This is a genomic window from Bizionia sp. (genome assembly GCF_048259285.1).
In the GTDB taxonomy this organism is placed as follows: Bacteria; Bacteroidota; Bacteroidia; order Flavobacteriales; family Flavobacteriaceae; genus Algorimicrobium; species Algorimicrobium hallyeonense.
Genome location: NZ_JBLXHU010000007.1, coordinates 12,200 through 34,878, shown reverse-complemented (window position 1 = coordinate 34,878; position 22,679 = coordinate 12,200). Strand labels below are relative to the sequence as shown.

General features: G+C 35.0%; 23 protein-coding genes. 8 read left to right on the top strand and 15 right to left on the bottom strand.

The features are described from left to right. Positions 1-34: 34 nt before the first annotated feature. Positions 35-904, top strand: a complete 870-nt coding sequence (locus ACN0QX_RS05305; protein WP_417195797.1) for a helix-turn-helix domain-containing protein — start codon at positions 35-37, stop codon at positions 902-904. Between the two features lie 2 nt (positions 905-906). Here the strand turns inward: ACN0QX_RS05305 and ACN0QX_RS05300 are convergent, their stop codons facing one another. The 3 genes from ACN0QX_RS05300 to ACN0QX_RS05290 are packed head-to-tail and all read right to left on the bottom strand — an operon-like array spanning position 907 to position 3,354. Continuing rightward, positions 907-1,209: a chaperone modulator CbpM gene (locus ACN0QX_RS05300; RefSeq protein ID WP_248397713.1), complete on the bottom strand. Its 303-nt coding sequence runs from the start codon at positions 1,207-1,209 to the stop codon at positions 907-909. Between the two features lie 2 nt (positions 1,210-1,211). Further along, positions 1,212-2,102 carry a DnaJ C-terminal domain-containing protein gene (locus ACN0QX_RS05295; RefSeq protein WP_248397715.1) on the bottom strand — a complete coding sequence of 297 codons (891 nt, stop codon included), beginning with the start codon at positions 2,100-2,102 and terminating at the stop codon, positions 1,212-1,214. 22 nt (positions 2,103-2,124) lie between these two features. After that, a complete protein-coding gene (locus ACN0QX_RS05290) occupies positions 2,125-3,354 on the bottom strand; it encodes a metallophosphoesterase (protein WP_417195796.1) in 1,230 nt (409 codons plus the stop codon). Positions 3,355-3,518: 164 nt separating this feature from the next. On the opposite strand from ACN0QX_RS05290, the gene ACN0QX_RS05285 reads away from it, so the two are divergent. From ACN0QX_RS05285 to ACN0QX_RS05270, 4 genes are read left to right on the top strand one after another with little or no spacing between them, the layout of a single operon-like run. Continuing rightward, positions 3,519-4,364, top strand: a complete 846-nt coding sequence (locus ACN0QX_RS05285; protein WP_248397719.1) for a universal stress protein — start codon at positions 3,519-3,521, stop codon at positions 4,362-4,364. 28 nt (positions 4,365-4,392) lie between these two features. Then, on the top strand, positions 4,393-5,229 hold the full coding sequence (locus ACN0QX_RS05280; RefSeq protein ID WP_417195795.1) for a universal stress protein: 837 nt from the start codon (positions 4,393-4,395) through the stop codon (positions 5,227-5,229). A 32-nt stretch (positions 5,230-5,261) separates the two neighbouring features. Next, a complete protein-coding gene (locus ACN0QX_RS05275; RefSeq protein ID WP_417195794.1) occupies positions 5,262-6,119 on the top strand; it encodes an ATP cone domain-containing protein in 858 nt (285 codons plus the stop codon). After that, positions 6,109-7,491, top strand: coding sequence for an MBL fold metallo-hydrolase RNA specificity domain-containing protein (locus ACN0QX_RS05270; protein ID WP_417195793.1), 1,383 nt, complete (start codon positions 6,109-6,111; stop codon positions 7,489-7,491). The genes ACN0QX_RS05275 and ACN0QX_RS05270 overlap by 11 nt, the downstream gene beginning before the upstream one ends. A 55-nt stretch (positions 7,492-7,546) precedes the next feature. Here the strand turns inward: ACN0QX_RS05270 and ACN0QX_RS05265 are convergent, their stop codons facing one another. After that, entirely contained in the window at positions 7,547-7,879 is a 333-nt protein-coding gene (locus ACN0QX_RS05265) for a hypothetical protein (RefSeq protein WP_376858922.1), read from the bottom strand. Positions 7,880-7,990: 111 nt separating this feature from the next. Next, entirely contained in the window at positions 7,991-9,223 is a 1,233-nt protein-coding gene (locus ACN0QX_RS05260; protein ID WP_417195792.1) for a 3-deoxy-D-manno-octulosonic acid transferase, read from the bottom strand. A gap of 82 nt (positions 9,224-9,305) precedes the next feature. Between ACN0QX_RS05260 and ACN0QX_RS05255 the strand changes: the two genes are divergently transcribed. The 3 genes from ACN0QX_RS05255 to ACN0QX_RS05245 all read left to right on the top strand — a co-directional run bounded on the left by ACN0QX_RS05255 (position 9,306) and on the right by ACN0QX_RS05245 (position 11,856). Next, positions 9,306-10,463 (top strand): DegT/DnrJ/EryC1/StrS family aminotransferase, encoded by a 1,158-nt coding sequence (locus tag ACN0QX_RS05255; RefSeq protein WP_417195791.1) that lies wholly within the window; start codon positions 9,306-9,308, stop codon positions 10,461-10,463. Next, on the top strand, positions 10,456-11,478 hold the full coding sequence (gene galE / locus ACN0QX_RS05250) for a UDP-glucose 4-epimerase GalE (RefSeq protein WP_248397733.1): 1,023 nt from the start codon (positions 10,456-10,458) through the stop codon (positions 11,476-11,478). Before ACN0QX_RS05255 ends, galE begins: the two co-directional genes overlap by 8 nt. Before the next feature lie 186 nt (positions 11,479-11,664). Beyond that, complete coding sequence (locus ACN0QX_RS05245; protein WP_248397735.1) at positions 11,665-11,856, top strand: hypothetical protein; 192 nt, start codon at positions 11,665-11,667, stop codon at positions 11,854-11,856. A gap of 86 nt (positions 11,857-11,942) precedes the next feature. Here ACN0QX_RS05245 and lspA read toward each other — a convergent pair whose 3' ends face one another. From lspA to ACN0QX_RS05195, 10 genes are all read right to left on the bottom strand, one after another. Further along, on the bottom strand, positions 11,943-12,443 hold the full coding sequence (gene lspA, locus ACN0QX_RS05240; protein WP_248397737.1) for a signal peptidase II: 501 nt from the start codon (positions 12,441-12,443) through the stop codon (positions 11,943-11,945). Beyond that, on the bottom strand, positions 12,443-13,336 hold the full coding sequence (gene fabD, locus ACN0QX_RS05235) for an ACP S-malonyltransferase (RefSeq protein ID WP_417195790.1): 894 nt from the start codon (positions 13,334-13,336) through the stop codon (positions 12,443-12,445). The genes lspA and fabD overlap by 1 nt, the downstream gene beginning before the upstream one ends. 113 nt (positions 13,337-13,449) lie before the next feature. Further along, positions 13,450-15,000: an NAD(P)/FAD-dependent oxidoreductase gene (locus ACN0QX_RS05230; protein WP_248397741.1), complete on the bottom strand. Its 1,551-nt coding sequence runs from the start codon at positions 14,998-15,000 to the stop codon at positions 13,450-13,452. Between the two features lie 29 nt (positions 15,001-15,029). Continuing rightward, the gene (locus tag ACN0QX_RS05225) at positions 15,030-16,199 is read right to left on the bottom strand and encodes a chloride channel protein (protein ID WP_417195789.1); all 1,170 of its coding nucleotides are present in this window, start codon (positions 16,197-16,199) and stop codon (positions 15,030-15,032) included. A gap of 116 nt (positions 16,200-16,315) precedes the next feature. Beyond that, positions 16,316-17,218, bottom strand: a complete 903-nt coding sequence (locus ACN0QX_RS05220) for a dihydrofolate reductase (protein ID WP_417195788.1) — start codon at positions 17,216-17,218, stop codon at positions 16,316-16,318. 59 nt (positions 17,219-17,277) lie between these two features. Continuing rightward, positions 17,278-18,135: a hypothetical protein gene (locus ACN0QX_RS05215; protein WP_417195787.1), complete on the bottom strand. Its 858-nt coding sequence runs from the start codon at positions 18,133-18,135 to the stop codon at positions 17,278-17,280. Between the two features lie 9 nt (positions 18,136-18,144). Beyond that, positions 18,145-18,969, bottom strand: coding sequence for a thymidylate synthase (locus ACN0QX_RS05210; protein ID WP_417195786.1), 825 nt, complete (start codon positions 18,967-18,969; stop codon positions 18,145-18,147). 212 nt (positions 18,970-19,181) lie between these two features. Then, complete coding sequence (locus ACN0QX_RS05205; protein ID WP_417195846.1) at positions 19,182-20,912, bottom strand: NupC/NupG family nucleoside CNT transporter; 1,731 nt, start codon at positions 20,910-20,912, stop codon at positions 19,182-19,184. Between the two features lie 7 nt (positions 20,913-20,919). Beyond that, positions 20,920-21,534, bottom strand: coding sequence for a bifunctional nuclease domain-containing protein (locus ACN0QX_RS05200; RefSeq protein ID WP_417195785.1), 615 nt, complete (start codon positions 21,532-21,534; stop codon positions 20,920-20,922). Between the two features lie 119 nt (positions 21,535-21,653). Next, positions 21,654-22,613, bottom strand: coding sequence for an electron transfer flavoprotein subunit alpha/FixB family protein (locus ACN0QX_RS05195; RefSeq protein WP_417195784.1), 960 nt, complete (start codon positions 22,611-22,613; stop codon positions 21,654-21,656). Positions 22,614-22,679 lie beyond the last annotated feature (66 nt).

Below are 22,679 nucleotides of genomic sequence, written 5' to 3'. Positions count from 1 at the left end.
GGTTTATATTTGAGTATCAACAGGATACATTTACATGAAAAAGTATACTTCCTTAGGGATGTTTTTAATAGATTTCAGAGCGCATAAAAACATGTCTCAAGCTGATTTCGCTGCGAAATTAGAAGTAGATATTCGGACAATAATCAGGTGGGAGAAAAATCAAACTTTACTAAAACCAGAAAAAGAAGAGGCTTTAGTTGATGTTGCATTTGTTCCATATCAGGTTATACGGAATTTAAATGCACCCGTAGCTATTCATACATTCTATGATTTTACGTTGCGAAAGTATTCCTTAAGTTTAATGTCCAATGATATTCCCGAAGCGAATTGGTTGAAGGATAAAATAAGTATTTCTACAGACCGATTACGGACTATACAGTATGATTCTGATATTAAAAATGCGCTTCAGTGTATTTGCTTACAGCCCCATATTAAAAAACCAATAGGAATAGATGTTATTAAAAAAGCAGTAAGATTACTGCCAGAACTTAACTTAATAATTTTTGACAACTCCAATTATTACTCGGGGGACAGTGTTTTTCTGCCTTTAAGCATGGAATGTTATAATCGTTTAAAGAAAAGAGAAATTAGGGAGGAAGCAATCACGGTAAATGATTTGGTTGATTATAAGCAACTGAATAATCCCGTGTTTTATGCCTATGATATAAATAGCGACTGTAATGAAAACATCTTTTATATTGCGAGTAAGCTTATGCGGTTTTTCATGCATATAAAACGCGCGTATTTATATGGCGCTTTTATTTCACGACTTGATAGCTATTCTTTAAACACCCAAATGGGAATCCGTATTGTTTGGCAGGATGATGAGCAACAGCTTCCAGACGGATCAACCTATTTGCCGCGTTTTTATGAAGGTAGTTTTGCTGAATTTCTAAATACCTAGTTTTAGAGTTTTATATTCTCATAAAACGTCAACTTATTATGAAGCGCTTTTACATCTTTTTGCAAGCGTTCTACTTTGTTTAATAAGTTTGAAATAGCGTGAATGCCTTCAATATTAATATCTAATTCAAAATGAAAACGAATTAATTTTTCAATTGTTTGTATTTCGGTAACGTAAATGCAAGGTGTGTTATTTTCAGTAGCAATTTCAACTAATTCATATTCGTTTAAGGCTATAATAAACTGTTCGGGAATGTTATAATGCTGACAGAATTCAGTGATCGTAATAACGTTTTTTGTTTCCATGGTTATCGTAATTTAGATAATTCAGTAAATAATGCTTTCTCTTTTTCTGTAAGATTGGTAGGAGTTTTTATGTTGTAAGTAATAAATAAATCGCCAAATGCATCTGCTTTTTTGTAAACAGGAAATCCTTTTCCTTTCAGTTTCACGCGTGTGCCGTTTTGAGTTTCCGGTTTCACGGTTAATTTTGCTTTGCCATCAAAAGTATCCACTGTTATATTTCCACCTAAAAGAGCCGTGTATAAATCTAAATCTACTGTCTTGTACAGGTTAGCTTTATCGCGCTGAAACTTTGTGTTGTTATTGATAGTGAAAGTTATATACAAATCCCCTTTCGGGCCATTATTTGCACCTGGACCGCCATGGCCTGAAATTTTTATAACTTGACCGTTTTCAATACCAGCGGGAATAGTAATACGAATGTTTTTTCCGTTTACGGTTAATGTGCGCTTATGACTGGTATAAACGTCCTTTAAATCCAAATGCAATTCGGCATTATAATCTTGGCCTCTAAAACCGGCTTGGCTTCGTGAGCCTCTAGAAGCACCGCCAAACATAGATTCGAAAAAGTCAGAGAAATCACCTTCGTTAAATTGACTAGAACTTGAATACTGTTGATACTGGCTTCTGTTTTGGTTTTGTTGTTGTCTGGCTTGGTTGTAAGCATCGGCATGTTGCCAGTCCTTACCATGTTCATCGTATTTTTTACGATTTTCAGGATGACTTAATACCTCATTGGCCTCATTTATTTCCTTAAATTTCTTTTCGGCTTCCGCATCACCTGGATTTAAATCTGGATGGTATTTTCGCGCCAATTTCCGATATGCTTTTTTAATGGCTTGCTCGGTAGCATTCTTTGGAACACCTAAAACCTTGTAATAATCTATAAAAGGCATATTTTTATATTTTAGTTATAATTTAATAATTTTTTTCTGATTTCTGAAGGGTGATACAGGTTATTTCAGGTCGCATACCTAATCTGCCAGGAAAGCCCATCCAGCCTAAACCACGATTAACATATAAATATTGTTCGTTTTCTTGGTATAAACCCGCCCAATGCTTGTATTTGTATTTTATGGGACTCCACTCTTTTTTTCCAAAACTTACACCAGCTTGCATGCCGTGTGTATGACCAGAAAGCGTTAAAGCAATATCAGTTTCGTTTAGGACTTCTTCCGTCCAATGGGAGGGGTCATGAGAGAGTAAAATTTTAAATGGAACCTTCTCGGCTTTATATAAAGCTGTTTGCAAATCGCCATATTGTTTAAAAGGTGGATTCCCCCAATTTTCCACACCAACAATAGCGAGTTGTTGATTGTCTATTTCTAGTATTTCTGAATCGTTTAAAAGCAATTTAAAATTATTGTCTTTGAAAAAATTAGTGATGCCTTCAAAGTTTTTTTGCTTGGCTTCTGCCGACTCCCAAGCACTGTAATCCCCATAATCATGATTGCCTAAAACGGCATACATGCCTTTTTTTGCTGAAAGATGCCGGAATGATTTTTTCCAACCACGCAGTTCCCAAGCGTAGTTGTTTACTAAATCGCCAGTAAAGAAAATTAAATCTGGTTTTAATTGATTGATCTTAACAATAGCACGATCCAAAATATGAAACCGATGATTAAAACTGCCTAAATGTAAATCGGAAATCTGAACAATTTTTAAGCCATCAAATGCATCTGGTAAATGCGAAAATAAAAGGGTATGTTCATGGATTTTAAAATTATAAATTGCTTTAAAAATTCCGTATACGATCACAAAAAAAGGTAAAAAACCTGCAAATAATCCAAGTAGTGGGATTATTAAAAGCGATTCTTTATTTGTAATAGCATAGTTGGTAATGAACAAAATACTAATAACAATGATGAAAATAATTTTAGGAATAAAGGATGAAATAGTCAATCCATAAAGCGAGCTAATTAAAAGTTGCTTGCGTTTTGGCGTAATAGAATCTAATTTTAATTTCAAGATAATTATAGCTGCAATTAACCCAAAAGTAAAAAACCAAAAAAGAATATGGATACTGTATTTAAGGATATTAGAATCTAGAAGATCCGTTATGGATTTTAGCCAATAGAATGCAGCAAAATCTACCAGAAATATGGCCAAACAAAGTAATAATATGGTAAAAAGTGAATAACTTCTCATGTGTAATTTAGAAAATTGAAATAGGGCAAATGAACGAGATATCAAGTTAGTTATTATATGTAATATAAGATCAATCTGATGTATAAATATTTGTTAATGTGATAAATGTCATAGTTTATCATCGTGATATTTCTTAAATTCAAAACAGTTAAAACAGGGATATTATGAGACAAATTTTAATGCCATTAGATTTTTCAGAGAATGCTAAAAATGCTATTCGTTACGCTCTAGAATTATTTAAATATGAACGTAGTGTGTTTTATTTTTTACATGCCTATGAAGATGCTATTTATCAAAATGAAAAACTAACGCGAGAAACACTTTCAGAAATTGAGGAATCAATTAAGGCAGAAGTTGATGTGAAACTAGAAGAAACCTTAACTTTTGTAAATGAAATTTCACCTAATCCAAGGCATGATTATCGCGTTTTGTCAGCTAACAACTCATTGGTAGATGAAGCTGGCAGACTAGTTGAGGATCACAACATGGATGTTATTGTTATGGGTACACGAGGTGAAAGTAATGATCCTAAAGTGCTCTTTGGAAGTCATACGGTTCAAGTATTAAAATACGTACCTTGCCCTGTATTGGCTATTCCAGAAAACTATAAATATACGCAGCCCAAGCATATTTTATTTCCAACAAATTTATTAATCCCGTTTAGACGAAGGGAACTCAAGTTGCTTTGTGAAATTGCAGCACCATATCGTTCTAAAATTGATTTGCTCTATGTATCAAAGAGTGATACGCTATCCATTCGTCAGGAAGATAATCTAACTTTTTTGAAAGATGTTGTTTGTCAAAATGACATTCAAGTTATAACGGAACATCATGACTCTATTAAAACAGCAATTTATAATAATATAGAGAATCGAAAATCGGATATGCTCGTTATGGTAAACAGCAGACAGTCCTTTTTTGAAGCTTTGCTTATGCAGTCGCCAATTGATAAAATTTCCTTACGAATTGACATTCCTTTTCTGGTGTTGCAGAATTTAAGACGTCAATAAATATGTTTAACCCTTAAAATTAATTCAGATGAAAAATATTTTATTACCAACAGATTTTTCCGACAATTCGTTTCAAGCCATTGGCTATGCTTTGCAGCTTTTTGAACAGGATGTTTGTAAGTTTTATTTGTTACATACCTACACACCCGTAATTTATAATATGGATTATATGCAAGGTTCTACAGCGCAGTTTGAGCTCATGGACGCTGTTAGAAGCGCCTCTGTTGATGGCTTGAAGCGTTTTGAGGCTAAAATTAATGCAACCTCTAAAAATTCAAACCATACTATAGAGAGCATTTCATCATTTAATACTTTAACACAAGAAGTTAAAAACATAGTAGCCAAAAAAAATGTAGATTTTATTGTTATGGGAACTCAAGGAGCTACAGGTGCTAAAGAAGTGCTTTTTGGAAGTAACGCTGTTCATGTGTTTAAAAATGCTACCTGCCCGGTTTTAGCTATTCCTAAAGAAACCAAATTTAAAGCGCCTAAAAACCTGCTATTTCCTACAGATTATGGTATTAATTATCAGGACAAAAACATACAACCTATAATTAAAATTTCCAAACCACATAACTCCCAGGTACATGTCATGCACGTCTCTTTTGGTGATGATTTAACTGATGAACAAAGGCAGAATCAAGAAACGTTGAAGCGGTATCTTGAAAAAACGCCGCATGATTTTCACGATATTCGTAATGATGCCGTTTCTGCGGCTATTGTAGATTTTCAGAAACAGCAATCTGTAGATATGTTAGTTATGATAAACAATAAGCATTCATTTTTTGAAAACCTCTTTTTTAAATCTAGAATTAATCAAATCGGTTTTCATATTGGTATTCCATTTTTGGTAATACCATCGTAAGCACAAAATCATAAGATTTAAAATAAATAATTATGAAACAGGATGCATCTAATTCAGGTATAAGTATCATTAAATCCTCTGGAGAACGTGTTAAATTCTCATTAGAGAAATTACGAACATCCTTAAGTCGATCAGGTGCTGAAAAAGAGGTGGTAAATCGGATTGTAGATGTTGTTCGAGATGAGTTATATCAAGGTATTTCCACCAAAGAAATTTATAATAGAGCTTTTGCTTTACTCAAAAAAGAAAAGCGCTATTATGCTTCAAAATACAAATTAAAGAAAGCGATTTATGAATTAGGGCCAACGGGTTTTCCGTTCGAAAACTTTATAGCAGCACTGCTTAAATATTCTGGTTATGAAACAAAAGTTGGACAGATTCTTCAAGGTATATGTGTTCCTCATGAAATAGATGTGGTTGCTCATAAAAATACCGATACTACTATTGTAGAGTGTAAATTTCATAGTGAAGAAGGACGAAATTGCAATGTGAAAGTGCCACTTTATATCGCCTCTCGATTTAAAGATGTGAAGAAACATTGGGACTCGAAACCACATAAAACGTCGTTAAATCAAGGTTGGGTAGTTACAAATACACGGTTTACAAAAGATGCGCTTCAATATGGCAATTGTATCGGGTTGTATTTATTGAGTTGGGATTACCCTAAAAACGATGGGCTTAAAGACCGAATTGATAGATTGGGTTTATACCCTATTACGGTATCAACATTACTAACAAAACGTGAAAAGCAATTTTTATTAACGCGAGATGTGGTGCTTTGTCGGGATTTAATTGGAGATGTTTTTTATTTAGACCATTTGGGTATTTCAGAAGTTAGAAAAACAAAAATATTAAAGGAAATTAAACAATTATGTCATCATGATGAATGAGATAAATCAAGTTAAAGTCACATTTTTAGGAGCTTCTCAGGTGGTTACAGGTTCTAAATATTTATTAGAAACAGGTGACTTAAATATTATGATAGATTGTGGTATGTTTCAGGGTTTAAAGGAATTGCGCGCGTTAAATTGGCAAGAATTACCTATTGATGTTCCAGCTATTGATGTGGTGTTATTAACTCATGGTCATTTGGATCATGTCGGTTATTTGCCTCGATTGGTGAGACAAGGTTTTTCGGGAAAAATAATTGGCACTAGTCCAACATTAGCTATTGCTGAAATTATTTTAAGAGACAGTGCCAAAATTCACGAAGAAGAAGCCGAGAAAGCTAATAAAGAAAAGTATAGTAAGCACGAACCAGCATTACCATTTTATACGACCTTGGATGCAGAAAAAGCCATTCGGAAGTTTCAACCAGAATTACCTGATAAATGGATTGCGCTATCAGAAGTATGCAAATACCGTTTTCAATACAATGGTCATATTTTAGGGTCCACGTTTATTGAATTAGATATTAATGAGAAGCGCTTCGTGTTTTCAGGAGATATTGGTCGTCAAGAAGATTATTTACTCCAGCCTCCAAAAAGACCAGAATGGGCCGACTATTTGTTTGTAGAAAGTACCTATGGTAATAAATTACATCCTGAAGAAAATGTAGAAGCTATTTTAACAGATTTGGTAAAACAAACACTACATAAAAAAGGTAATTTAATTATTCCTAGTTTTGCGGTAGAACGCTTACAGACTTTAATGTTTGTACTTTGGAAATTGTATAAGGAAAACAAAATACCAAACATTCCTATAATTGTAGATAGTCCAATGGGTCATAATGTTTTAGATGTTTTTAGCCAGTTTCCAGATTGGCATAAACTATCTCATTCTGAATACCAGGCTATGGTTCAGCATGTAACGATAACAGAATCGTATAGAGATACTTGGAAAGCTATTGATGATAAACGCTCTAAAATTGTTATAGCAGGAAGCGGTATGGTAACGGGTGGACGGGTGCTAACATATTTACAACAACTTATTGATGAACCTGCAACAACCATTTTGCTGGTTGGTTATCAAGCGGAGGGAACTCGCGGTAGACAATTATTAGATGGAGCTCACGAAATTAAGTTTTATGGAAAATACTATCCTGTTAAAGCGCGCGTGGCACATTTGGAAAGTTTATCAGCACATGCCGACCAAAAGGGATTGTTACATTGGATGGGTGGCATTAAAAATATCCCTGAAAAAGTATTTTTAGTGCATGGTGAAGCTGCTGTAATGGATGCTTTTCGTGTAAAAATACAAACAAATTTAAAGTGGATAGTTGCTATGCCGAAACTTAATGATGTAGAAATATTAAAGGTGTAAATAAAAAAAGCGCTCCATTGGGAGCGCTTTTAAAATCAGATTTGTAAAAATCTAATTAATTATCGTCAGTTAAGTCGTTAACTTTATCTTTTGTTGCATCAGCAGCATTGTCAATTGCCTTTCCAGTTTCATCAACTGCATTGTCAATTGCATCACCAGTGTCTTCTGCTGCTTGGTCAATAGCTTTACCAGCTTCTTCCATAGCACCTTCAGTTTCGTCAGCAGCATCTTCCATAGCATCTTCTACATCATCAGCAGCATCTTCCATTGCATCACCAGCGTTGTCCATTGTTTCTTCTACGCTATCAGCATTTTTCTCATCTCTACAAGATGTGAAAGTTACACCTAAAGCCAATAATAAAGCTGTACTTAATAATAATTTTTTCATTAGTTTAAAGTTTTAGTGTTTATTTTAATTGTGCGAATTTAATAACAAATTATGAAATTATGCATTTAATTTTAACATTTTTTAACATCCGTTAAAAATTCACAGTTTCACCTATATACGTATGTAGTCCAAGATTTGGATTACGGCACCTGTATTTTTTTTTATATAATTAAGATTCTGATTACCAGAATTTTGTATTTCTGAAGGGTTTTTTGTGAAATGGTCAAGTGTGTTCTTTAATTCAAATTTATCGCAAATGGAAACCATACCGCCTTCTGAAATCATGTGTGAAGCTTCTGGAAACTTCTCATAATGCTTTCCAATAATAATGGGAATGCCAAAAACAGCCGGTTCCAATGTGTTGTGTAATCCCGTAGACCCCATGGCACCTCCCACATAAGCTATATCCGCATACTTATAAATTTTGCTTAATAATCCGATGGTGTCAATAATTAAAACGGTGTAATCATCTAATTTTTTATCTGCTTTATCTGAAAAAAGGACCGTCTTTTTCGTTAAAGCATCTTGCAGGTTCTTAATCTGATTTGCTTTAATATTGTGAGGTGCAATTATGAATTTCGTCTTGGAGTCTGTGTTGTTTATGTAATCAATTAATAACGCTTCGTCTTCAGGCCACGTACTACCAGCAACTAAGCACAATTGATTGTTTTTAAATTGGTCTATAAAAGGCAATTCATTGTTTTGTGATAGTTGACTGAAAACCCGATCAAATCGGGTGTCACCAGTTACGGTGGTTTCATTATAATTTATAGTTGCTAATAATTTTTGCGTGTTGAAATCTTGAGCAAAAATATGCTCAAAAGCGAAAAGCGCCTGACGCATAAATCCGCCATAAAATTTAAAAAAGGATTGTTCTTTTCTAAATAATGCAGAAACAAGAAGCGCTTTACTACCGCGTTTTTTTAATGCCAATAGATAATTCGGCCAAATATCATACTTGATAAAAAGGGTTAATTCTGGATTAACTAATTCAAGAAAGCGCTTCGCATTATGCGTTGTATCCAAAGGTAAATACACAACTACATCAGCAATGTCTGTGTTTTTTCGGATTTCATAACCAGATGGTGAAAAGAAAGTTAATACAATTTTATGGCTTGGATAAAGCGTTCGTAATTCCTTGAAAACGGGTAGGCCTTGTTCGTATTCACCTAAAGAAGCACAGTGATACCAAAGGGTCTTGTCAGAATTATTTAGAGCCTTTTCTAAAATTGAAAAGCTGTTGGATCGGCCAGAAACGCCTAGCTTTATTTTGTTGTTGAATAACGCTACAAGTGGTAAAACCAATTGCGCTAAAAACATTCCAATGTTATAAATAATTCTCAATTGCTATTCTTTGATGCTAAAATACATTTCTTTGAAATAATTTCATTGGTTCGCGTTAATGAATTTCGTAATTTCGTAGCATATGAGAAAAATTCAAATGGTTGACCTTAAAGGTCAATATAAAGCGATAAAGGATGTTGTGAATCCTGATATTCAGGAAATAATTGATAATGCATCATTCATTAATGGGCCTAAAGTTCATGAGTTTCAAAAAAACCTTGAAACCTATTTAAATGTAAAACATGTTATTCCATGTGCTAATGGTACGGATGCCTTGCAAATAGCCATGATGGGCTTGGGGCTAAAGCCTGGTGATGAGGTTATTACAGCCGATTTCACTTTTGCAGCAACTGTTGAGGTCATTGCGCTTTTACAATTAACACCTGTTTTAGTGGATGTGAATCCGGACGATTTTAACATTAATATTGAAGCAATAAAAAATGCTATTACGCCAAAAACGAAAGCTATTGTGCCTGTTCATTTATTTGGACAATGTGCGGATATGGAGGCTATAATGGCTCTAGCGGAAGCTCATAATTTATTTGTCATTGAAGATAATGCCCAAGCCATTGGTGCGGATTACACATATAGTAATGGTAAAAAAGCGAAAGCGGGAACCATAGGCCATGTAGCATCTACATCATTTTTTCCATCTAAAAATTTAGGTTGTTATGGCGATGGTGGTGCTATTTTTACAAATGATGATGCTTTAGCACATACCATTCGTGGAATTGTAAATCATGGGATGTACGAACGGTATCATCATGATGTGGTTGGTGTAAACTCACGATTGGACTCTATTCAAGCAGCTGTATTAAATGCCAAAATACCACATTTGGATGCTTATAATAAAGCGAGACAAACCGCAGCTATGAAATATGATGCCGCTTTTAAAAATCACGCTAATATTGAAATCCCTTTTAGAAAAAGCGTTGATTGTGAAGGCCGTTGTTCAACTTGTGATTGTCATGTATTTCATCAATACACATTAAAAACCAAAAATGTTGATCGTGATGGCTTGGTGAAATTTTTAAATTCTCACGATATTCCTTGCGGCGTTTATTATCCAATTCCGCTTCATAAACAAAAAGCTTATGAAGACGATCGTTATAATGAAGCCGATTTTCCGGTAACTAACCAATTAATAAAAAGTGTTATTTCATTACCAATGCATACGGAATTAGATGATGAGCAAATCGACTTTATTACGTCAAAAGTTTTAGAATACATTAATGGATAAAGTATTAGTTACAGGCGGTTTAGGTTTTATTGGCTCTCACACTGTTATCGAATTGCAGAACGAAGGTTTTGAAGTGGTAATAATAGATAATCTATCCAATTCATCCATAGATGTTTTAGAAGGTATTACGGCTATTTCTGGAAAGTCACCGCTTTTTGAACAACTGGATTTAAAGGATAAATCAGCTGTTCAAAATTTCTTTTCTAAGCATAAAGATATTAAAGGAGTTATTCATTTTGCTGCCAGTAAAGCGGTTGGTGAAAGCGTACAAGAACCGCTCCTCTACTATGAAAATAACCTAAATACACTTATATATATATTGCAGGAATTGACGGCTAAAATGGCGTCTAACTTCATATTTAGTTCGTCATGTACGGTTTATGGTCAAGCAGATAATATGCCTATTACAGAAGATGCGGCTATAAAACCGGCAGAATCACCTTATGGAAATACCAAACAAATAGGTGAAGAAATTATAAAAGACACTTGTAAAGTTAAATCGAATTTTAATGCGATTGCTTTGCGTTATTTTAATCCTATTGGCGCACATCCAACTGCAGAAATAGGGGAGTTGCCTATAGGCGTTCCACAAAATTTGGTGCCATTTATCACTCAAACAGGAGCCGGTTTACGTGATGCTTTATCCGTGTTTGGAGATGATTATCCAACACCAGATGGTACCTGTATTCGAGACTATATCCATGTTGTAGATTTAGCAAAAGCCCATGTTGTTGCGTTAAAACGTTTGTTGAATAAGAAGAATACTTCAAATTATGAAACCTTTAATATTGGAACAGGCGTAGGAAGTTCTGTATTAGAGGTTATCCATTCTTTTGAACGTGTTTCCAATAAAAGCTTAAATTACAAAATTGCTGATAGACGGGAAGGCGATGTTATTTCGGCTTATGCAGATACGACAAAAGCTAATGAAGAATTAGGTTGGAAAGCAGCATCAAGTTTAGATGAAGCTATGTTGTCTGCATGGAAATGGGAACAGAAAATTAGAGGTTTGTAAGTCATTTCTCTCATTTTAGCATTTACTATCTCATAATTATACGTAAGTTTCATTGTGGATATGATAATGAAATAGCGTTTGAATTATTGTATCAATATTATTGCATTGATTAACAGTGTATTAATGATGTATTTTTGCGTATTCCTTTAAAATGTCGTTTCTTTGTATCAAATGATACGAGATAATATGAAATTGATTACAGTAAAACGTGAGACGAAAGTCGAAAAAAGATTCACACCAAAAATGGGTGAATTACTTACCAGAGTAACTTACATTAAGAAACAATTTTTGAGCATTCCTGTCAAAACGGTTCACAAATATCGTGAAACCTATTATGGCAAAATTAAAGATTGTGAAGCTTGCGAATTGGCAAGATAAACGTGTAATACTTTAATTTATTAAGCAAAAAGCGTGTCGAAAACATATGTATATATGATTTTGACACGCTTTTTCTATGGCTTAATTTAAGCCGTTTCCTTAACGTTCTTTTTGGATTTAAAACTAGCAACTAGTAACAGTCCCATTCCAAACATTACAGACATATCTGCTACATTAAATATACCAGTTCTAAAAACGCCGCCTAAATCTATGTGAAAGAAATCGGTTACCGATCCGTAAACAATTCTATCATATACATTGGCAATTCCACCACCTACGATACAGCAAAATCCAATTAAAGACCATTTATCCAATTCTTTATTTTTAAGAATGTAATAAACCACATAGCCTAAAACTACGGTTGGCAAAATTAATAGGAAAATGAGTCGCAAGGTTGGATTGAAGTCGCTTCCCATGCCTAAAAATGCCCCTGAATTTTCAACATTATGTAAGGTAAAAAAATCGCCAATGATAGGTGTTTGACTACCTGGAACAACATCGGCTCTAACAATAATTTTGGTTATCTGATCAATAGCAATATTGAATACAATTAATAGAATAATCCAAGTAGTACGTGATAGTTTCATTAGGCTTCCGTTTCAAAAGTTGCAGAGGCCGTTTGAGAATCTCTATTGATTTTCTTCACCAAGCCTTGTAGGACATTTCCTGGTCCAACTTCCGTAAATAGAGCGGCGCCATCTGTTATCATTTGCTGAACAGACTGCGTCCATTTTACAGGAGCTGTTAATTGTGAAATTAAATTGGCTTTAATAATCGCTTCATCCATAACGGCACTTGCTGTTACGTTTTGATATATTGGGCATCGTGGTTTGGCAAAAGTGGTAGCTTCAATAGCAGCTGCTAACTCCTCACGGGCAGGTTCCATTAAAGGCGAATGAAAAGCACCACCAACCGGTAGCACTAAAGCACGACGGGCGCCTGCTGTTTTCAATGATTCGCAAGCTCTGTTTACGGCCTCAATTTCTCCAGAGATCACTACTTGTCCAGGGCAGTTATAGTTGGCAGCAACTACAATTCCTTCGGTTTCGGCACATATTTTTTCAACAATAGCATCTTCTAAACCTAAAACGGCAGCCATTGTACTTGGTTGGATTTCGCAGGCTTTCTGCATGGCTAATGCACGAGCAGAAACTAGTTTTACACCATCTTCAAAAGACATGGTTCCATTGGCAACTAATGCGGAAAATTCTCCTAATGAATGTCCAGCAACCATATCAGGCTTGAAACTGTTTCCTAAAACTTTAGCTAAAATAACCGAATGTAAAAAAATGGCTGGTTGTGTAACCTTGGTTTGTTTTAAATCTTCAGCAGATCCTTCAAACATGGTATCTGTAATATTAAAGCCTAAAATATCATTTGCGGTTTCAAATAATTCTTGTCCTAAAGGTGATTTTTCGTAAAGGTCTAATCCCATTCCTGAAAATTGGGCACCTTGTCCTGGAAATATATATGCATTCATGTGTATCAAATTTTGATTGCTGCAAAAATAGGAAATTTTAAATTAGTTTACCGTCGCCCTTAAATGATAAAATTAGCCTTAAGTTCAACGCTAAAGAAAACAATTTACTAGCTTTAAAAACAAGCTGCTTCGGCACAACGCTCACCATCCATGGCAGCAGAAACAATGCCTCCTGCATACCCACCACCTTCACCGCAAGGATACAAGCCTTTAATTTGTGTGTGTTCTAATTTGTCGTTTCTAGGAATGCTAATAGGTGAGGAAGTACGGGATTCCACACCAACTATATTTGCTTCTTCGGTATAATACCCATGCATTTTTTCGCCAAAAGCTTTAAAGCCTTGGCGTAAACGACTCCCAATTAATTTTGGTAATAAGGAATGTAAAGGCGCCGAATTTAAACCAGGTTGATAGGAGGTTGGGTTTAATGTAGGTGATAGTTTACCATTAACAAAGTCTGTTAAACGTTGGGCAGGAGCTGTTTGAGTTCTGCCGCCAGCCGTAAAGGCTAAACGCTCTAAATCCTTCTGATATTCTAAACCTTTCAACACGCCAAAATGCTCATATTTATACAGGTCTTTGTGGACATCAATTTCAACCACAATCCCAGAATTAGCAAATAAATTATTGCGTTTAGAAGGCGACATGCCATTAACAACCACTTCGCCATTAGCTGTAGCTGCAGGCACAATAAAACCGCCGGGACACATACAGAATGAATATACACCACGATTGTTAACTTGTTGCACTAAACTATAGGAAGCTGCTGGTAATAAATCGCTGCGTTTACCGCTACAATGATATTGAATACTGTCAATAATTTCTTGCGGATGCTCGGCGCGAACACCCATAGCAAAAGATTTTGCTTCGAGTGCAATTTCTTTTTTATGCAGCAAATAATAAATATCTCTAGCAGAATGACCCGTTGCTAAAATAACGCGATTGGCTTCCATTTCGTTGCCATTTTGTAATTGAATGGCTTGGATGGCATTGTTTTTTATTATGAAATCGGTAACACGTGTTTCAAAATGAATTTCGCCACCGTATTTTAAAATGGTTTCACGAACATTTTGGACCACTTTCGGCAACTTATTGGTGCCAATATGTGGATGGGCATCGACTAAAATCTGATCTGTAGCACCATGATAGACGAGGTTTTCAAAAATGCGTCTTACATCACCACGTTTTAAGCTTCGGGTGTATAATTTTCCATCACTATAGGTTCCTGCGCCACCTTCACCAAAGCAATAGTTGGAATCTTCGTTTACAAAATGATCTTGATTGATGGCTTTTAAATCCCTACGTCTGTCTTTTACATTTTTACCTCGTTCCAAAACAATAGGTTTAAAACCGAGTTCAATACAGCGTAAAGCAGCGTACATGCCTGCAGGTCCAAAACCAATAATGTGAACGGGTTTTGCTTTGGAAACATCTTTATAGTCAAAAGTGTATTCGGATGTTTCTGGAACAGCTTCGTTAATATAAACGGCGACTTTATAATTGAAAATTATTTTAGGTTTTCGCGCATCAATAGACTTCCGAAGTACTTTTATGCCTGAAATTTTGTCGCGACTTATATCAAGAAATTGAGACGCTTTTATTAGTAAAATATCAGCGCGTTCTTCTTCTACTAAACTAACGCGCAATTGAATGTCTTTAACCATACTGCGAAATTAGAGAAAAAATGGGAATATTACGCGTCTTTTTCTTCGCTCATTTGAGATCCAATAAACGGAGTGCGTGGTGCTAAAAAATAACCTGTTAAACTCGCAAATAGAATCGGGATAAAATACGTAAACCCTGTTAAGGTTGATAGTAAAATTGTCGTACTCATGGGGGTTCTAGTTACGCAAGCATTTATAGCAGCCATACAACTAACAATTGTTAAGGACAGACTGATAGATGGTAAAAATTGATGAAGTATTAAACCCAAAGTAGCGCCTGTAAAAAACAAGGGAATTATAAAGCCACCTCGCCAACCAGATGTAACGGTTATGGCAATGGCAATTATTTTAAAGCATAGAATGAGGACGAGCATTTTTAGAGGAAAGTCGCTTAAAATAAGGGTGTTAATTTCAAGATGACCAAAATAGCGGGTGATTGGTAGGTAGTAAACAATACAACCCAATAAAACACCTCCAATAAAGGTTTTGATATAAATGGGCACCATTAATTTAGCAAATATATTTTTAAAGAATTTTGTGCAAACTATAAAGAGCCAACCAATGGCTGTTGCTATAATTGCGAATAAAATAGCATAAGCAAAATCAAATTTACTTAACATTTCATAAGCTGGTAAATCCCAAGTTGGCCCAATGCCTAAATGAATAATTAAAGCAAATATCATATAACTAAAACTGCTAGCTACAAAGGCAGGAATAATGGCTTTGTAATATTCGACGGCATGTTCATGATGCAAAATTTCAAGTGAAAATAAACTACCACCTAAAGGTGCTCCGAATAAGGCTGTAAATCCGGAAGCCATACCAGCAATACTCATGGAACGTAGGTCTTCACCTTTTAATCTAAAGACTTTTCCAAGCCAAGTGCCAGTTGATCCTGTAACTTGAACCAATGGCGCTTCGGGACCCAAACTACCTCCTGACGCAATACATAATAAGGAAGAAAGAATCATGGATGGATTATTCTTCGGGTCGAGTTTTCCTTTATTAAAACGAATGTTGTTTACAATTAAATGAATTTCCCCTGGATCGCCAATAAAGTGAATAACAAAACCTGCTAAAAGCCCACAGATAGCCATGGTTGGAATAACCAACCAACCATCAAAAAACGCTAATTGATGGGTGAAAAACTCTAAAACAATCCAATAAACACTAGCAATTAGTCCGCCTATTAAACCCAATATGGCCCAAAGAATAAATTTTCTGCTAAATACAAAAGGGTTAAATTGAATGGGTTGATCCAGTATATTAAGATACGTTATGAGTTTGCGTTTTTTTTAAGCTTCACAACAGGATTTTATTGGCGTGTATAGGTTATAAACGAAAAATCATGAGCATGCTTATCATCTTTTGGATGTGTGGTTTTGGTAACTTCTTTCCAGATAGATAGATCTATTTCTGGGAAAAATGTATCGGCTTCAAAACTGGAATGCACGCGTGTTATTTCTAACTTATTAGCAAAAGGCATAGCTTGCTTGTATATTTCGCCGCCTCCAATTATAAATGGTTGACTGTCTGCTCGCGCTGCATCTAGAGCATCTTCTAAATTATTAACAACAATAACACCAGAAGGAACTTGATAGTTTTCTTGACGGGTTATAACAATATGCGTACGGTTAGGTAAGGGTTTCGAGAAACTTTCAAAGGTTTTACGACCCATAATAATATGGTGACCATTAGTTAAGTTTTTAAACCGTTTGAGGTCGTCACTTAAATGCCAAATTAATTGGTTGTCTTTTCCTATAGCATTATTCTCTCCAGCGGCAACTATTATAGTAATATTTGAATTTTTAGAAGTCGCTATCCGGTTTTTTTTTTCTGGTAGCGGTAAGTCATTTTCTACCTGTGTTTTTAATTCGGCAATGCGTTGCTTTTGCTTATTAATAAGTAAATTTAATTGTTTTTCTTCCCACTTTTTACTCAACAATTTTGACGTAATAAATACATTCACAATGTGATATATAAACAAGAATAACCAAATGCCAATAGCATATACAAACCAATCTATGTTAAATAGTTTAACACCTTCTCCAATTCCTAAAGCCGTGTTGGCGAGTATTAAAAATACGGACCCAATTAGAAAAATTACAAAATGCGCATACAAACGCTTTTTTTGTTTAATGCGGTTTTGGGCTGTTTTTAAAAGCTCCAATTGTTCCTTATCTATTTCCGTGGTAGTATCTTTTTTCTTTCCGAACATGATTGACTGAATTTAAACAAATTTAGCTATTTTTTGCTGAATTCATATTGTGAAACAGATTAGAAATAAATGGTCATTAAAAATTTGACGGGTACTTTGGTTGGCTTACCATTTATAGAGCCAGGTGCTTTCATTTTGGGCATACGCTTTAAAACGCCAATAGCTTCCGCAGCCATTTCTCTTTTGTGTGCTTTGGCAGAAATATCTTCGGCTTTACCTTTCTCGTTTATAACAAAGCTAACTTCAAATTGCGTGCTCTTATCCAATGGGAATAGTTTATCGGCCAAATCATAATTAATGCTAACTTTAACATAGTCCATTATTTTCCCAATCGTGCAATTTTTTAAATCCTCAAAGCTCACTGATTTTTCACAACCTCTGTAAGTTGGATATTGCATGTCTTTAGAAGAATTAAAACCGCTATTTGCAATTTTAAATTTTATTGGAATAAAATAAGGAACGCTTACAGGTGCATCTTTAAAGTAACCTGGTCTTTCCATTTTCGGAATTAATTTAATAACGCGAATAGCTTCGGCTTCCAATTCTGGAAAGGGTGTTTCAGCTTCAATATCTACAATTTCTCCAGTTTTAGAAATAATGAACTTAACATTTATTTTAACCACAGTCTCGTCAGGCAAGTCTAATTTTGCAGCGACTTTAGTATTAAAGTTTGCGCCAATATGTTTGTTTAGTTTTTTATTTAAACATTCTTTTTGAGCTTTGTTGTCTAGATTTTTACTGCAGCCTTTATAAATGGGAACATTTTCTATGATAGAAAATGATGTGACATCCGAATCAACAGAGCCTTCGAAATTAGACGTATCTTGAGTATCTTTCAAGTCTTCTGAATTTGTGTTTTCTTGTGAAAAGATAGAGAGACTAAAAAGGATCGAGAATATGAATAGTAGGTTTTTCATGAAGGGGTTTTAAATGGCCACTTTTCCTTTAATATGAGGATGTGGATTGTAATCTTCCAACGTAAAATCTTCAAATTTGAAATCGAAGATATCTTTTACATCTGGATTAATTTTCATTTTAGGTAAAGGTCTGATGTCACGAGATAATTGCAATTCCAATTGTTCTACGTGATTATTATAAATATGTGCATCACCAAAGGTGTGGATAAATTCGCCAGCCTCATAACCACAAACTTGTGCTATCATCATAGTGAAAAGCGCATAGGAACCAATATTGAAAGGAACACCTAAAAATATATCAGCACTACGTTGGTATAATTGGCAAGACAACTTACCATCTGCTACATAAAACTGAAAAAAGGCATGACAAGGTGGAAGTGCTGCTTTTCCGTTGGCCACATTTTCATCAAACGATTTGGAAGTGTCTGGTAAAACAGACGGATTCCAAGCAGAAACCAACATGCGTCGGCTATTCGGATTGGTTTTTAAAGTTTCAACAATATCTTTAATTTGGTCAATTTCGTCGTTGTTCCAGTTTCGCCATTGATGGCCGTAAACTGGTCCTAAATCGCCATTTTCGTCAGCCCATTCGTTCCATATTCTAACACCATTGTCTGTTAAATATTTGATATTGGTATCACCTTTTAAAAACCATAAAAGTTCGTAAATAATAGATTTTAAATGTAGCCTTTTGGTTGTAACCATTGGGAAACCTTCGCTTAAATCAAAACGCATTTGATATCCAAATACACTTTTTGTTCCAGTTCCTGTACGGTCACCTTTTTCGTTTCCGTTTTCCAATACGTGCTTAACTAGGTCGTGATATTGTTTCATAATATGTCCCACGAAAGTGGAAATCTCTTTTTAATTACACAAAAATTTCAATTATACTTGGGCGTTTGCCTCCAACAATGATAAGCTAAAATAAAGAAAAGGGTTAAATACAACGGAGGTAACCTTTAAAATGATATAAAAAGTTATTAACTAGCTGACGCTAAACTATAATAGTACTTTTAAATCGATTTTCCGTCCTTTGCAGAAGTGTGTTATCCAATAATCATTCCTGCAATTGTTGCAGAAATTAAAGATGCAATGGTTCCACCAATCAACGCTTTCATTCCAAATTTAGATAGTTGTTTGCGTTGGCCTGGCGCAAGAGATCCAATTCCGCCAATTTGAATACCAATAGATGCAAAATTTGCAAATCCACAGAGCATATACGTTGCCATAATTACAGATTTCTCGTACGTTAAATGTGTGGCATTCGCTACATTTTTTAATTCTGCTAATTGGATGTACCCAATAAACTCACTAGCTGCTAGCTTAATACCTAGAAGTTGACCCATTAAAGCCATATCCTCTGTTGCAATACCAATTAACCACATTAATGGCGCAAAAATATAACCTAAAATAAATTCTAATGACAACGCTTGATACGGGGTGTTTGCTGCAATGACTTCATTTAATGAGGTAAAATGCCAGTTAATGTTTAAAGCTTGAATGCTAATACCGTCAAAACCAGCAATACCGCCTAGAATGCCATTAACCATAGCTATAAATGCGACAAAAACGAGTAGCATAGCACCAACATTTACGGCTAAACGCAAACCTTCAGTGGTTCCGTTTGCTATAGCTTCCAAAATGTTAGACCCTATTTTTTCTTGGGATACATGAACATCCGTATTAATTTTTTCTGTTTGTGGAAATAATATCTTGGAAATTACAATAGCACCTGGAGCCGCCATAACAGAGGCAGCTAATAAATGTTTGGCGTAAAAGAGTTGTAATGCCTCGTCTTCGCCACCAAGAAAACCAATGTAAGCTGCTAAAACGGCTCCTGCAACGGTAGCCATTCCCCCAATCATTACTAGGAGAATTTCAGACTTGTTCATTTTTTCTAAATACGCTTTTATTAAAAGTGGCGCTTCCGTTTGGCCTAAAAAGATGTTTCCTGCAACACTTAAACTTTCAGCTCCCGAAATGCCCAATACCTTACTTAATAGTAAACCCATTAGTTTGACTACTTTTTGAATAATACCTAAATAGAATAAAACGGATGTTAATGCCGAAAAGAAAATAATTGTTGGCAATACTTGAAATGCGAAAATAAACCCGAAGGAAGTAACATCTAGCATGCCCCCAAATAGAAACTCGCTTCCAGCTTGCGTGTAACTTAAAATTTCGATAAACCCTTTGCCTATAAACTCGAAGATGCCTTTTATAAAACCAACTTTTAAAACCCCAATGGCAATAATGAGTTGTAAGGCTAATCCTAAACCAACCGTTTTCCAATTAATAGCTCTTCGGTTACTGCTAAATATAAAGGATACAAAAATTAAGGTTACCATACCTAGAATACCACGCCAAAGACTATTAATGGAAAAACCTTGACTTGGAATAATGACACCGTTTTCTGAATTTGATGCAACCGTAGGCGCCGGATTTTCAGCTAAAACTGATGTGGATGATATATAGGTATAAGTAGCTTGCTTATCTTTAAAAATTAAGGTAGAATCTGTTAGTTCTTTTATTTTAAAACGTTTAATGGAGTTTAAAGAATCGTTATAATAGAATACCAATAAGTTGTTTTGATACAAATAATCACCTTTTAAGTCCTGAATTGAATCGTTAGAAAAGGTGAATTCTCCTTTTTTAAACTCGATACTCTTATAAGGATTTGATGTGGATTGAGACGACCATTTTTTTTCTAAATCTTGTCCGAAAGAAGTTGTAATCCCAAAAAAAATAGCTGTAATAGCTAGTAGTATATTTTTAATCATAAGGTTAGCGTTTAGAAATCTCATCGCGAATGTTAGCTGCCTTTTCATAATCTTCATTGGCAACAGCTTCATCAAGCATGTTATGAAGTTCCTCGAGCGATTTTGCTTTGTAATTCTCCTGAACACTTCCGGTTTCTAGTTCTTCGGCAATCATATCATCTACTAAAATACTTTCTGATTCCGACTCGTCTTCATCTTCCGGATTAATTTTTAAATAAATTCCTGCTTTATCTAAAATATTCTTGTAAGTGAAAATTGGTGCCTGAAACCGCAGCGCTAAAGCAATAGCATCACTAGTTCTGGCATCAATAATTTCTTCAGCGTTGTCACGTTCACAAATAATACTGGAATAGAAAACGCCATCCACTAGCTTATGGATGATAACCTGTTTGACAACAATATCAAAACGGTCGGCGAAATTTTTAAATAAATCGTGGGTAAGTGGTCTAGGCGGTCTAATTTCTTTTTCCAAAGCTATAGCAATGGATTGTGCTTCAAAAGCACCAATTACAATTGGCAACTTTCTATCACCATCTACCTCATTTAATATTAATGCGTAGGCGCCATTTTGTGTTTGGCTATATGAAATTCCTTTTATCTTTAGTCGTACTAAACTCATAGTATTTTAAAAAACAAAGAACTGTTTAAATTAGGACTTTACCAAACTGAACGAAACAGTTTTAGTAATTTATACCAACTTAAACAGCCCTTTTATAAATACAATTTAAAAAAATATATTTACTGTTGTGCTTTAAACTCCTTTAATTTTTCAATCAATTTAGGGACAACTTCAAAAGCATCACCTACAATTCCATAATCAGCAGCTTTAAAGAAAGGTGCTTCGGGATCTGTATTAATAACAACTTTTACTTTTGATGCGTTTATACCCGCCAAATGCTGGATAGCTCCTGAAATGCCAACAGCAATATATAAATTGGCAGCAACTGGTTTTCCTGTCTGACCTACGTGCTCACCATGTGGTCTCCAACCTAAATCACTTACCGGTTTAGAGCAGGCAGTCGCTGCACCTAAAACTTCAGCTAATTCTTCAATCATTCCCCAATTTTCTGGACCTTTTAAACCACGACCTGCTGAAACCACTATTTCGGCATCTGCAATGGTTACTTGGCCTGTTACTTTATCAACAGAATCTACATGAACTCCTAGTTCTGGAATGTTAGGTAAAAAATCTTCCGCAGTTGCACTCGCTGCATTTTCTTTAACACCATACGCATTTTTAGAAACACCTACCAATTTCACATCGGTATCAATAGTCGTCATATTAAAAGCTTTGTTTGTAAATGCTGTACGTTTTACAGTGAATGGTGAAACATTTGATGGCGCTTCAACCACATTGGATGCAAAACCAGCATCTAAATTAATAGCTAATAAAGGTGCTAAATATTTACCGTCCGCGCTGGAGCTAAGAATAACTACTTTGGAGCCTTCTTTTTTAGCAGCTTGAGAAATAGCGCTTGCATAACCGTTTGCGTTAAATTTCTCTAATTCACTACTTGTAACTTTCAATACTTTGTCAACACCATGATTTCCAAGTACGCTTGTGTCATCAGCGTTAAAGGTAATTGCCGTTACGGTTGTACCCATTTGTTCCGCTACAGCTTTTGCATAAGATGCAACCTCTAAAGCGGTTTTTTTAAATTTTCCTTGTTCGGATTCTGTATATACTAAAACTGACATAAATTTTTAAATTTTAAACTCCAAAAACTAAACTCCAGAGGATTATTTACTGGAATTTGGAATTTG

Bases quoted from the DNA above. Each gene is read 5' to 3' on its own strand.
- ACN0QX_RS05305 (WP_417195797.1), top strand. From the start codon at position 35: ATGAAAAAGTATACTTCCTTAGGGATGTTTTTAATAGATTTCAGAGCG.
- ACN0QX_RS05300 (WP_248397713.1), bottom strand. From the start codon at position 1,209: ATGGAAACAAAAAACGTTATTACGATCACTGAATTCTGTCAGCATTAT.
- ACN0QX_RS05295 (WP_248397715.1), bottom strand. From the start codon at position 2,102: ATGCCTTTTATAGATTATTACAAGGTTTTAGGTGTTCCAAAGAATGCT.
- ACN0QX_RS05290 (WP_417195796.1), bottom strand. From the start codon at position 3,354: ATGAGAAGTTATTCACTTTTTACCATATTATTACTTTGTTTGGCCATA.
- ACN0QX_RS05285 (WP_248397719.1), top strand. From the start codon at position 3,519: ATGAGACAAATTTTAATGCCATTAGATTTTTCAGAGAATGCTAAAAAT.
- ACN0QX_RS05280 (WP_417195795.1), top strand. From the start codon at position 4,393: ATGAAAAATATTTTATTACCAACAGATTTTTCCGACAATTCGTTTCAA.
- ACN0QX_RS05275 (WP_417195794.1), top strand. From the start codon at position 5,262: ATGAAACAGGATGCATCTAATTCAGGTATAAGTATCATTAAATCCTCT.
- ACN0QX_RS05270 (WP_417195793.1), top strand. From the start codon at position 6,109: ATGATGAATGAGATAAATCAAGTTAAAGTCACATTTTTAGGAGCTTCT.
- ACN0QX_RS05265 (WP_376858922.1), bottom strand. From the start codon at position 7,879: ATGAAAAAATTATTATTAAGTACAGCTTTATTATTGGCTTTAGGTGTA.
- ACN0QX_RS05255 (WP_417195791.1), top strand. From the start codon at position 9,306: ATGAGAAAAATTCAAATGGTTGACCTTAAAGGTCAATATAAAGCGATA.
- galE (WP_248397733.1), top strand. From the start codon at position 10,456: ATGGATAAAGTATTAGTTACAGGCGGTTTAGGTTTTATTGGCTCTCAC.
- ACN0QX_RS05245 (WP_248397735.1), top strand. From the start codon at position 11,665: ATGAAATTGATTACAGTAAAACGTGAGACGAAAGTCGAAAAAAGATTC.
- lspA (WP_248397737.1), bottom strand. From the start codon at position 12,443: ATGAAACTATCACGTACTACTTGGATTATTCTATTAATTGTATTCAAT.
- fabD (WP_417195790.1), bottom strand. From the start codon at position 13,336: ATGAATGCATATATATTTCCAGGACAAGGTGCCCAATTTTCAGGAATG.
- ACN0QX_RS05230 (WP_248397741.1), bottom strand. From the start codon at position 15,000: ATGGTTAAAGACATTCAATTGCGCGTTAGTTTAGTAGAAGAAGAACGC.
- ACN0QX_RS05220 (WP_417195788.1), bottom strand. From the start codon at position 17,218: ATGTTCGGAAAGAAAAAAGATACTACCACGGAAATAGATAAGGAACAA.
- ACN0QX_RS05215 (WP_417195787.1), bottom strand. From the start codon at position 18,135: ATGAAAAACCTACTATTCATATTCTCGATCCTTTTTAGTCTCTCTATC.
- ACN0QX_RS05210 (WP_417195786.1), bottom strand. From the start codon at position 18,969: ATGAAACAATATCACGACCTAGTTAAGCACGTATTGGAAAACGGAAAC.
- ACN0QX_RS05200 (WP_417195785.1), bottom strand. From the start codon at position 21,534: ATGAGTTTAGTACGACTAAAGATAAAAGGAATTTCATATAGCCAAACA.
- ACN0QX_RS05195 (WP_417195784.1), bottom strand. From the start codon at position 22,613: ATGTCAGTTTTAGTATATACAGAATCCGAACAAGGAAAATTTAAAAAA.